We start from the raw sequence: 11,490 nt of genomic DNA on the forward strand, positions 1-11,490 counted from the left end.
ATATGTTAAATTTCGAGTGCAAATGTAAGAAGGAAACTCTAAACACCAAAATAGTTTCCAATTATTTTGTAATTATTTAACATTTGCATAAAAGGGTCTTAAACCGTGAATTCTAAATTTGCAATAAGCTTGATGTCTTGCCCTGTAGTTATACCGCCAGTTTGAGTAAATGCATTTGATGTTAATCCAAAATCTTTGCGATTGATGTCTCCAGTTATCTCAAATGCAGCTTTTTGATCGCCATTGTAAGCATTGATTCCAATAAACTCTGCATCAAGTTCAACAACCTTTGTGATGTTTTTGATGGTTAAATTTCCTTTCAAAAAATTAATGTTTTTGTTCACTTTTTGAAAAGAAGTTGACTTAAAGCTTATAATTGGATATTCGTTGATATCAAAGAAATCATTCAGTTTTAAGTGCGAATCAATTTGTTCCAGTTTCGTATCGGTATTGTTTACGTCTAAAGAAAATTCGATTGAAGCATCTTCAATTTCATTATCCTGAATGTCTATATGTCCTTTAAATTTGTTGATAGTTCCAGCTAAATAGGCAATTATGGAATGTCTTATTTTAATCAGAACATCAGATTGTGTTGAATCAATTGTCCATGTTGTTGTCATAATAAATGGGTTTTATTTAGGTTTGATTTTCATTTCACAATAGTTTGAAATGACTTTAATTGAAATGTTAAATTTCGATGCAAATGTAGATAGGAAACTTTGAATACCAAAATAGTTTCCAATGTATTTATGATTATTTAACATTTCATTAAGAAACGCAGTTTGGAATAAAGAGTGAATACTGTAAATTAGCCAAAAATTAATTTATGCATACCATTTATCAGTATCAGGAGTTCATTTCGGAATATTTGCAATCCCAATATGAAGCCAAAGAGCCCAAAAATTTGTATGAACCCATACATTATATTTTAGATCTTGGAGGAAAAAGAATGCGTCCGGTTCTTACACTTATGAGCGCTGAAGTTTTTGATGCAGATTATAAAAAAGCGTTGCCAGCGGCTTTAGCAGTTGAGGTTTTTCATAATTTTTCGTTGGTTCACGATGATATTATGGACGATGCTCCTCTGCGAAGAGGGAAGCAAACGGTACATGAGAAATGGAATATAAATACCGGAATTTTATCTGGTGATGCAATGCTGATTTTGGCGTATCAATATTTTGAAAAATACCAACCTAAAATATTTCGTAAACTGGCTAAATTGTTCAGTAAAACAGCTCTTGAAGTTTGTGAAGGTCAACAATGGGACGTGGATTTTGAAGTTAGAGATGATGTTACCATTCCGGAATATCTTAAAATGATCGAAAATAAAACAGCCGTTTTAGTTGCTGCAGCAATGAAAATGGGTGCTATTATTGCTAAAGCCTCAAGGGAAAATGCAAATTTAATTTATGATTTCGGACTAAATTTAGGATTGGCTTTTCAATTGCAGGATGATTATCTGGACGCTTTTGGTGATCCGGAAACTTTTGGAAAACAAGTGGGAGGTGATATTATTGAAAACAAAAAAACGTATTTATATCTAAAAGCCGTTGCTTTCTCAGAAAAAGAACAGCAACAACAATTGATGGATTTGTTTTCTGTTCAGCCAGAAGATAATTCAGATAAAATTAAGGCAGTAAAAGAAATTTTCAACAGTTCCGGTGCTTCAAAAGCAACACAAGATGCTATTCAGGATTTTACATTTAAAGCTTTCCAAACATTAGACAAAATGAATATCAGTGCTGATAAAAAAGCAATGTTAAGAGCTTTTGGTGAAAATCTAATGGGAAGAAAAGTTTAGATTTTTGACCCGAGCTATAGCGAACTGGCGAAGCATTGCAGAACTTTTACTTCGGATAAATAATGGTTTATTTCAAAAATTAGTATGATTCAAAAAAATCAAACATTTAGAGCAGTTACTTAAAATCAAAAATCTAAATTCGTTAATCAACAATCTGAAATCAAATGTTTATAGCTCCAAAAAATACCGATTTACTACTTACCGAAGCGGAAGGAGAAAACTTATATTTGAAATTAATCGAACAAATGAATAAGGATTTCAATCTCGCGAATGAGGGAATTGATTTTCCGTTGAGTATTTCTCCCAATGAATTGAAGATACAATTACATGAAAAAATCTACAGATTAATTCAATATAAATTTGCCGAATATCTTAATCTACTTTATATAATTGATGTTTCTGAAGAACAAATAAAAAAGCTGGATGGCTCAGATTTAGTAATTCTTTCTGAACAAGTAGCTTTTCTAATCCTAAAAAGAGAATGGCAAAAAGTGTGGTTCAGGAATAAGTATCGCTAATCGCTTTTTCTAGGGTTTAGAGTCCTTTCCTTTTGGAGAGTCCCGAAATTTCGGTAGAGGGACCATTAAAAATAAACCCTGACAAAAGGCATGAAGGCAGTACCATAAACATTGTTGTTGTCATTTAATACATTATAACGCGCACCAATAGTTGCATTTCCTGCTCTGTAACCCGCTCCTAAAAACAAACCGGTGTTCCAGTAATCTTGTGAATTGCTATTGGAACCATCTAAATTCACATTGACTCTTAATTGTTCCAGTTCTGCCGAAAGTTGAATTTCCTTTATGGGATTAAGGAGTGCTACAATACTTCCGCCGTATAAATGGGAGGCGTAATAATTTTTTTGTTTTGCATAAGTATATTGGACGCCAAGACCCAAAGCTACATATTCATTGAAGTTGTAAATAGCACTTGGAGCCAGTGAAATATTGGTATATTCAGAGCCAAAACCCAATCCAATACCTCCTCCAAATTGTACTTTTTTCCAGAAATCACTTTGTGAATGGTGTGCAATTGTTTGTTGTTGAGCTGATAAAAAACGGGAAGAGAATAAGGTTGTCAAAATCAAAAAAGATCTTAAAATGGTTAATCGATGAGTTTTTTTCATGTTTTAAGGGTTTTTTTAACAAATTTTTACGTAAAAGTACGTAAAAAATAGATTTAGATATACTGGATTATTGTACTTTTGTCAAACTATTTAACAAAAAGTATATTCACTAGCATTATGGATAGGTTTTCATTTTTAAACGCAGCACACACCGAATTTTTCGCACAATTATACGATCAATATTTAGTAAATCCAGATAGCGTAGAGCCAAGTTGGAGAAGTTTTTTTCAAGGTTTTGACTTTGGAATGACTACTTATAATGAGGAGAATCCAGTAACCTACATTGCAAATGTAGCTTCTGGGAATATGGAGAGTACTCACGTATCAGAAAAACTTCAAAAAGAATTCAACGTACTAAAATTAATTGACGGGTACCGTTCTCGTGGACATTTGTTTACTAAAACAAATCCTGTAAGAGAGAGAAGAGCGACTTTGCCTACACTGGACATCGCAAATTTTTCGCTTTCTGCGGCCGATTTAAATACGGTTTTTGATGCGGCAAAAGTTATCGGTATTCAGCCTTGTACACTTCAAGAAATTATAATGCACCTCGAAGCAATATACTGTCAACACATAGGAGTGGAGTATATGTATATTCGTAAGCCAGAAATGATTACTTGGATTCAAGATAAATTAGGTATAAACGATAATCAGCCTAATTTTTCTGCTGATGAAAAGAAATCGATTCTTAATAAATTAAATCAAGCAGTTTCTTTCGAGAATTTCTTGCATACAAAATATGTTGGTCAAAAACGATTTTCACTTGAAGGAGGAGAATCTGTAATCCCCGCTTTGGACGCTTTGATTGAAAAAGCAGCCGAAAAAGGAGTAGAGCAATTTGTAATGGGAATGGCACATAGAGGTCGTTTGAATGTTTTAGCCAATATTTTTGGCAAATCAACCCAAGACATTTTTGGTGAGTTTGACGGTAAAGATTACGATCAGGAATATTTTGATGGGGATGTAAAATACCATTTAGGTCTTACTGCTGATAAAGTTACCAGTACAGGTAAAAAAATAAATATTAATTTGGCTCCAAATCCTTCTCACCTTGAAACAGTAGGTGCAGTAATCGAAGGAATTACAAGAGCAAAACAAGATAAATATTTCCCTAATGATTTCTCTAAAGTTTTGCCAATCGCTGTTCACGGGGATGCCGCAATTGCTGGTCAGGGAATTCTTTATGAAATAGTGCAAATGGCACAATTGGACGGATATAAAACGGGAGGTACAATTCACATTGTAATCAACAATCAGGTAGGTTTTACAACTAATTATCTGGATGCTCGTTCATCAACCTATTGTACTGATGTTGCCAAAGTAACACTTTCGCCTGTATTACACGTAAATGCAGATGATGCAGAAGCGGTAGTACATGCGATGTCATTTGCTTTGGATTTCAGAATGCAATTTGGTCGTGATGTATTCATCGATTTATTAGGATATAGAAAATACGGACATAATGAAGGTGACGAACCTCGTTTCACGCAGCCAGTTTTGTATAAAATTATTGCAAAACATCAAAATCCTAGAGATATTTATGCTGAAAAGCTATTGTCAGAAGGAGTTATTGATGCTACTTATGTAAACGGATTAGAAAAAGAATACAAATCTAATCTTGAAGTAAATCTTGAAGCTTCCCGTAAAAAAGATTTGACAATCATTACTCCATTTATGAAAAATGAATGGAAAGGTTTTGAGCAAGTTACTGACAAGCAAATGCTTGAAAAATATGACACTTCATATCCTAAAGACGGATTAGATTCTATCATAAAAACAATCTCAAGCTTACCGTCAGATAAGAAGTTCATCAATAAAATAACTAAAATTGTTACTGATAGAAAAACGGGTTACGACAATAACACTATAGATTGGGGAACTGCAGAAGCATTAGCTTATGGTTCGCTTTTAACAGAAGGTTTTGATGTTCGTATTTCAGGTCAAGACGTGGAGCGTGGTACATTCTCTCACCGCCACGCTGTGGTTAAAGTAGAAGATTCTGAGGAAGAAGTAATCTTATTGAATGCTATCGAAAACAAAAAAGGGAAATTCAATATTTTCAATTCTCTTTTATCTGAATATGGTGTTTTAGGTTTTGATTATGGCTATGCTTTAGCAAACCCAAATACACTTACCATATGGGAAGCACAGTTTGGGGATTTCAGTAATGGAGCCCAAATTATGATTGACCAATACATTTCTTGTGGAGAAGATAAATGGAACAATCAAAACGGTATCGTTTTGTTATTGCCTCACGGTTACGAAGGACAAGGAGCAGAGCATTCATCTGCCAGAATGGAACGTTATTTACAACTTTGCGCCAGACAAAACATGTATGTTGCTGATTGTACAACACCTGCCAACTTCTTCCACTTGTTGAGAAGACAAATGAAAACCACTTTCCGTAAACCACTTATTGTGTTCACACCAAAAAGTTTATTGCGTGATCCAAGAGTTGTTTCTTCTGTTGAAGAATTTGCAACTGGTAGTTTCCAAGAAATATTTGATGATGAAACAGTAAATAAAGCGGATGTGAAAACATTAGTTTTCTGTACGGGTAAATTCTATTATGACATCACTGCCGAAAGAGAAAATAACGGTCGTAATGATGTTGCTGTTGTTAGAATTGAACAGTTATTCCCATTACCGGTAGAACAATTAAAAGCCATTATCGCTAAATATCCAAACGCGGATGATTATGTTTGGGCACAAGAAGAGCCTAAAAACATGGGAGCTTATAGCTATATGTTGATGAATTTCGATTTAGTAAAATGGAGATTGGCTTCACTAAAAGCATATGCAGCACCGGCAGCAGGAAGTTATACAAGAGCAAAACGCCGTCAGGCCGATGCAATACGAATGGTATTCGATAAAAATTTATTTAGATAGAAAAAAGTTTAAAGTTTAAGGTTTAAAGTTTCTTTTATAGAACGTCAAACCTTAAACTTTAAATTATTTAACTTTAAAACTTTAAACTAAAAGAAAGATGATTTTAGAAATGAAAGTCCCATCACCAGGGGAATCTATAAAAGAAGTTGAAATTGCAACTTGGTTGGTAAAAGACGGAGACTATGTAGAGAAAGACCAAGCGATTGCTGAGGTTGATTCTGATAAAGCAACATTAGAATTGCCTGCAGAAGCAAGCGGAATCATTACATTAAAAGCAGAAGAAGGCGATGCTGTAGCAGTAGGAGCAGTAGTTTGTTTAATAGACACTAGCGCTGCAAAACCATCAGGTGCTGCACCAGCGGCAGTGGTTGAAGCACCAAAAGCTGAAGTTAAAGCTGAAGCGCCAAAAGCGGCTACGGTAGCGGCAGCTCCAGCAGCAACTTACGCTTCAGGAACTCCATCTCCAGCAGCAAGAAAAATATTAGACGAAAAAAATATAGCACCAGCTTCAGTAACAGGAACTGGAAAAGACGGAAGAATCACTAAAGATGATGCCGTAAATGCAGTGCCATCTATGGGAACACCTACAGGTGGATCTCGTGGAACAGAGCGTACTAAATTATCTATGTTGCGTAGAAAAGTGGCTGAAAGATTAGTTGCCGCTAAAAACGAAACAGCGATGTTGACTACTTTCAATGAAGTAAACATGACGCCTATCAACTTGATTCGTAATGAATATAAAGATGCGTTCAAAGCAAAACATGGTGGAATTGGTTTAGGATACATGTCTTTCTTTACAAAAGCAGTAACCAGAGCGCTAAAATTATTCCCGGATGTAAATTCAATGATGGATGGTGATCATAAGATTGCTTTCGATTTTTGCGATATTTCAATTGCGGTTTCAGGGCCAAAAGGATTAATGGTTCCTGTAGTTCGTAATGCTGAAAACTTGACTTTCCGTGGAGTTGAAGCAGATATTAAAAGATTGGCATTAAAAGCTCGTGACGGACAAATCACAGTTGATGATATGACTGGTGGAACGTTCACAATTACTAATGGTGGTGTTTTTGGAAGTATGTTGAGTACGCCAATTATCAATCCTCCACAATCTGGAATTCTTGGAATGCACAACATTATCGAGCGTCCAATTGCCGTAAACGGTAAAGTGGAAATTCACCCAATGATGTACGTAGCATTATCTTATGACCATAGAATTATTGATGGACGTGAGTCTGTTGGTTTCTTGGTAGCAGTAAAAGAAGCTTTAGAGAATCCATTAGAATTATTGTTGGATAACAATCCTAAAAAAGCATTAGAATTGTAATATACAATTCATAAATAACAAAAATCCGTTTAGAAAATTTTCTAAACGGATTTTTTGTTTATTTGCCTTTTTAACCAATACTATTTTATGGCATCAAATAAAAAACAGGCCGCTATCAGCTTTATCTTCATCACAATGCTAATTGATATAACTGGTTGGGGAATTATCATTCCAGTTATTCCAAAATTGATTAAAGAATTAATACATGGCGATGTTAGTGATGCAGCAAAATATGGCGGTTGGTTAACATTTGCTTATGCGATAACTCAATTTATGTTTGCACCTTTAATTGGTAATTTGAGTGATAAATTTGGGCGAAGACCCATAATCTTAATTTCGCTTTTTGCCTTTTCATTGGATTATATATTGTTGGCGTTTGCCCCAACGATTACATGGCTATTTATAGGAAGAATAATTGCAGGATTAACAGGTGCGAGTATTTCAACCGCCTCGGCGTATATAGCTGATGTGAGTACGCCAGAGAATAGAGCCAAAAACTTCGGAATGATTGGTGTGGCTTTTGGGCTAGGATTTATAATTGGACCCGTTATAGGCGGTGTTTTGGGGCATTACGGGTCTAGGATTCCGTTTTATGCAGCGGCAGTTTTGTGCTTGCTGAATTTCTTATACGGTTATTTTATTTTACCCGAATCATTATCAAAAGAAAATAGAAGACCCGTTAATTTAAAAAGAGCCAATCCAATTGGTGTTTTTTTGAATTTAAAGAAATACCCTTCACTATATGGATTATTGTTCGCTCTGTTTTTGATTTATGTTGCGGGACATGCGGTAGAAAGTAACTGGAGTTATTTTACGATGTACAAATTTAGTTGGGACGAAAAAATGGTCGGAATTTCGTTGGGCGTTGTTGGGGTTTTAGTAAGTCTTGTTCAAGGAGGATTGATACGGTGGACTAGTCGAAAACTAGGAAATGAAAAAAGTATTTATGTTGGAATGGTATTATATACTATTGGAATGTTTTTGTTTGCTTTTGTTTCAGAAAGCTGGATGATGTTTCTCTTTTTGATTCCGTATTGTCTTGCAGGAATTGCCGGTCCATCATTGCGAGCTATCATTACGAATCATGTTTTGCCATCAGAACAAGGCGAAATTCAAGGAACAATTGCGAGTTTAACGAGCGCCGCAACCATTATTGGACCACCAGTAATGTCGAGTCTTTTTTATTATTTTACACATAAAGGGGCACCATTTGAATTTGCAGGAATGCCATTTATTCTTGGGGGTATATTGATGATGATAAGTGGTATTGTTGCTTATTTTTCGTTGAAAAAGTATAGTGTTTCAAATACAAACAATGATTAAAGTAATCGATTATCCCTTTCCCTTTCATCAAAACATCGGCACCTATGATTCCATGAACAGGTTTTGATTTGTGTTGCATCAGTGCCTCATTTACATGAGATAAGTCGAAAATTACGAGGTCAAATTCTAAATCTTTCCAGTTACCCAGTTGAAGAATGTTAGTTGTGGCAATTTGTGTATGCATTCCGGTTGCGCCAGCTCCTGATGCTTTGGTCTTCGATTTTTTAGCATTCAATAAAAACAAATCGATACTTTCAAATCCCACACAACTGTTTGAAGCTCCCGTATCCAGAATAAAGTTTCCTATGATACCATTGATTTTTGCCTTTATTAAAAGATGTTGTGTTTTGGTAATCTTAAATTTTACTTTTTTGTAATTTTCTCTTTTGAGGATATCGTGGAGGTTTTTCATTTTCGGTTGCGATTGAAAACCAAAAATAATCCAATTAGAATCAAAAAACCAATACTGTAAAAAATATAATTTATAGGATTACTTTTTGTTTCAATTCCACCATAATATACAAATGCACTCCAGTAATAAGGTGATTTTTTGGCATTAGGAATACTTTTATTATTCAAGAAATTAAGTTTTGCATTGGCATTTGCCTCAAAATAAGATTCGTCGTTTTTGATGTTTTTATAAAAATCGTCCATAAAAACGGAGGTCGTATAATCGTTTACTTTCCACAGAGAAAATAATAAATTTTGCGCTCCGGCAAATTGAAAACCTCTGGCAATACTCATGGCTCCTTCGGATTTGTAGAGTTTGCCTATTCCAGTTTCACAGGCACTGAGCACAACCAAATCAGGATTGATTTTTAGGTTGTATAATTCCGAATATAAAATCTCCTGATCGTAAAATTTGATGCTGGCCGGTCTTTCAATATCGCCAGAAGAAGCGTGTGTAGACAAATGCAGAATCGAATAATTAGGAGCGTTGGTTTTAAAATTTTTGAATGTTGCAGTTGTATTTTCAAAAAACTGCCCTTCAAAATTCTTTTTTATGGATTGCATTTCGGCTTTCGAAAAAGCCAATTCGTAAGCTGTTTTTTCAAAAACAGGAAATATCCCTAGAACTGTTTGTTGCTCCGTCGAAAGTGGTTTTGCATTCAAATAAAATGTGGCCGAATTGTTATAGGCAATCTTGAAATCATTCAACAAATAATGCATTTGAGTAAAATTACTCGTTACGGTTTCTTTTGTGATTAAAGCTTCAAACGGGAGGAAATTGAGAATACCATCAGTAATAATAATGAGGTTTTTATGGATTGTGTTTTTGGGTAATTTCAGTAAATCAAAAGCGATTTTCCCCTGTTTGTTGTAGCCTTTTATATCATTTGTAATAGTATTGGCATCACTAAAATAGTCTAAGAATTGCCAGATTCTAGCAATGGAATGTGTATCATTACTAAAGGAGTTTAGTTTTATTTGTTCGTTTTCCAAAGTAAAAGAATATACTTTTTCATAGCCCGAGAAATAATAAACCATAATGGCTTTGTCTTTTTCCAGCTTCGAAAATAAAGTGGTTAGATTTAAATTTTCAGGAATAAATTCCGGATTTTTGGAACGTATTTTTTTAAGCGAAAGCATTGTTTCATTTTGCCTTTTTATGGCTTCGTTTATTTTTGAAATATTGGCTAAAGATCCTTTTTGCTGTTCTTTTATGATTTCAGTATTCCAGTTTTGAAGCTGTTCTAAATGGATTTTTTCTTTTCTTGAAATGATTTTATTTTGGGCAAGGTAACTTTTTAAAACCCCTGATTTTGTTCTTTCGGCTAATTGGAAAGCGCTTTCTATATAGCTGCTTTTTTTCTCTTTTTGATAAAGTAAATCATAAATGGCGATGCATTTTTCGGTGCGGTTTCTAACTCGGGTTTGACTGATAATTTTAGAGTTTTCATAAACTAAAAGTTGGGCAAATAAATCTTCGATATGAAACGAAAGCGCATAGGCTTCCAATGCTTTTTTGGGTTGATTTTGTTTTTGAAAAATAGCGGCTTGTAAATCTAGCGCGTCCAGTAAAACAGTTTCGGAATAAAGTGAACTTTGGTTCGGTAAAATGGTTTTCGTACTGGAATAATTTGGAATTAAATTTTCGAATACATTCGAAATTAATTCAGTTGCTTCGGTGTATTTTTTCTGTTCAAATAGCAGTAAAGCGTTTTCATAATCGAGTTTTGCTATTTTTCTGGGTTCTTTATTCTTGGTTTCCAAAAACAGTTTTTTTGCCTTTTCAAAATTGGAATTGGCACGTCCATAGTCTTGTTGCTGACTATAAATCGAGACTAAATTTCGGTAAACATTAGATAGTGTTTCGGATTGATTTTTTTCTTTTTTTAATAATTTTTTAGACATTTCGAATGCGTTTTGAGCTTTTCGATATTCATCTGAATTTATACTTGTTGCGGGACTGCTAATAATATAATTAGCTCCCAAATTATTGAGTAAAATTCCTTTTTGGGCGTTTGATAGTTTTTCAGTATTAATGATTTTTTCTAATAATTCTATAGCCAATATACTCTTGCCGGAACTTTGGTACACGTTCGATAAATTGAGAATGGCTGCTATTTTTTGCGATTGGTTTTTCTCGGCATTGGCAATGAAATAATACTGTTTTATAGTGTTTTCGGCATTGTCGTAATCACCTAAAATCGTGTATAAATTCCCCAATGGTTTTAGACAATATTCGATAATATCATAATCCTTAAGTTTGTTCTTTTGATAAAGTTGCCATGCTTTTTCGTAGCTTGAAATCGCTTGATTGGTTTGGCCAAATTGGTTTTGGTAGAAAGCGATATTGCAATTTAATACTACAAGCGCCAATAGTTCATTCTTGGATTTTGGATTTGGACTTTTGTAAAATTCCTTTTCGTTTTTAGTGAGGTTTTGTAAGTTTTCAGCGGATGGATTTGCTACAAAAATATCAATTGTATGGTAAATTTTGTCTTCTTGGGTGAGTGCTTTCTGTCCGAATATAGTCAGAGTTGTAAAGAGTAAAAAGAAGAAAATAGGTTTTGTCATTAAAAA

At 34.3% G+C, this 11,490-nt stretch carries 8 protein-coding genes and 1 pseudogene; 5 read left to right on the forward strand and 4 right to left on the reverse strand.

The genetic code is table 11. From position 1 onward, the window contains the following. Positions 1–98: 98 nt before the first annotated feature. A complete protein-coding gene (locus ACM55H_RS02670; RefSeq protein WP_039110397.1) occupies positions 99–620 on the reverse strand; it encodes a YceI family protein in 522 nt (173 codons plus the stop codon). A gap of 206 nt (positions 621–826) precedes the next feature. Here ACM55H_RS02670 and ACM55H_RS02675 point away from each other — a divergent pair, with 206 nt between their 5' ends. Both ACM55H_RS02675 and ACM55H_RS02680 read left to right on the forward strand, forming a co-directional pair. After that, positions 827–1,801: a polyprenyl synthetase family protein gene (locus ACM55H_RS02675; protein WP_416835032.1), complete on the forward strand. Its 975-nt coding sequence runs from the start codon at positions 827–829 to the stop codon at positions 1,799–1,801. A 164-nt stretch (positions 1,802–1,965) separates the two neighbouring features. Then, positions 1,966–2,319 carry a hypothetical protein gene (locus tag ACM55H_RS02680; protein WP_416835033.1) on the forward strand — a complete coding sequence of 118 codons (354 nt, stop codon included), beginning with the start codon at positions 1,966–1,968 and terminating at the stop codon, positions 2,317–2,319. Positions 2,320–2,384: 65 nt separating this feature from the next. On the opposite strand, the gene ACM55H_RS02685 is transcribed toward ACM55H_RS02680, so the two are convergent. Then, positions 2,385–2,927: a hypothetical protein gene (locus tag ACM55H_RS02685; RefSeq protein ID WP_416835034.1), complete on the reverse strand. Its 543-nt coding sequence runs from the start codon at positions 2,925–2,927 to the stop codon at positions 2,385–2,387. A 117-nt stretch (positions 2,928–3,044) separates the two neighbouring features. Here ACM55H_RS02685 and ACM55H_RS02690 point away from each other — a divergent pair, with 117 nt between their 5' ends. The 3 genes from ACM55H_RS02690 (at position 3,045) to ACM55H_RS02700 (ending at position 8,463) form a co-directional block, all read left to right on the forward strand. Further along, entirely contained in the window at positions 3,045–5,816 is a 2,772-nt protein-coding gene (locus ACM55H_RS02690) for a 2-oxoglutarate dehydrogenase E1 component (RefSeq protein WP_416835035.1), read from the forward strand. Positions 5,817–5,913: 97 nt separating this feature from the next. Further along, positions 5,914–7,140: a 2-oxoglutarate dehydrogenase complex dihydrolipoyllysine-residue succinyltransferase gene (gene odhB / locus ACM55H_RS02695; protein ID WP_416835036.1), complete on the forward strand. Its 1,227-nt coding sequence runs from the start codon at positions 5,914–5,916 to the stop codon at positions 7,138–7,140. A gap of 87 nt (positions 7,141–7,227) precedes the next feature. Next, a complete protein-coding gene (locus ACM55H_RS02700) occupies positions 7,228–8,463 on the forward strand; it encodes a TCR/Tet family MFS transporter (protein ID WP_416835037.1) in 1,236 nt (411 codons plus the stop codon). Here ACM55H_RS02700 and ACM55H_RS02705 read toward each other — a convergent pair. Together ACM55H_RS02705 and ACM55H_RS02710 are read right to left on the reverse strand one after the other, a co-directional pair. Then, positions 8,441–8,875 (reverse strand): annotated as a pseudogene (locus ACM55H_RS02705) (retropepsin-like aspartic protease); the annotation flags it as partial. The gene ACM55H_RS02700 and the pseudogene ACM55H_RS02705 overlap by 23 nt on opposite strands. Further along, on the reverse strand, positions 8,872–11,484 hold the full coding sequence (locus tag ACM55H_RS02710) for a CHAT domain-containing protein (protein WP_416835038.1): 2,613 nt from the start codon (positions 11,482–11,484) through the stop codon (positions 8,872–8,874). The pseudogene ACM55H_RS02705 and the gene ACM55H_RS02710, both read right to left, overlap by 4 nt. Positions 11,485–11,490: the final 6 nt, after the last annotated feature.

The organism is Flavobacterium cryoconiti, assembly GCF_048158645.1.
In the GTDB taxonomy this organism is placed as follows: Bacteria; Bacteroidota; Bacteroidia; order Flavobacteriales; family Flavobacteriaceae; genus Flavobacterium; species Flavobacterium cryoconiti.

Excerpts from the sequence above, each read along its gene's own strand:
- ACM55H_RS02670 (WP_039110397.1), bottom strand. The coding sequence starts at position 620 with ATGACAACAACATGGACAATTGATTCAACACAATCTGATGTTCTGATT.
- ACM55H_RS02675 (WP_416835032.1), top strand. The coding sequence starts at position 827 with ATGCATACCATTTATCAGTATCAGGAGTTCATTTCGGAATATTTGCAA.
- ACM55H_RS02680 (WP_416835033.1), top strand. The coding sequence starts at position 1,966 with ATGTTTATAGCTCCAAAAAATACCGATTTACTACTTACCGAAGCGGAA.
- ACM55H_RS02685 (WP_416835034.1), bottom strand. The coding sequence starts at position 2,927 with ATGAAAAAAACTCATCGATTAACCATTTTAAGATCTTTTTTGATTTTG.
- ACM55H_RS02690 (WP_416835035.1), top strand. The coding sequence starts at position 3,045 with ATGGATAGGTTTTCATTTTTAAACGCAGCACACACCGAATTTTTCGCA.
- odhB (WP_416835036.1), top strand. The coding sequence starts at position 5,914 with ATGATTTTAGAAATGAAAGTCCCATCACCAGGGGAATCTATAAAAGAA.
- ACM55H_RS02700 (WP_416835037.1), top strand. The coding sequence starts at position 7,228 with ATGGCATCAAATAAAAAACAGGCCGCTATCAGCTTTATCTTCATCACA.
- ACM55H_RS02710 (WP_416835038.1), bottom strand. The coding sequence starts at position 11,484 with ATGACAAAACCTATTTTCTTCTTTTTACTCTTTACAACTCTGACTATA.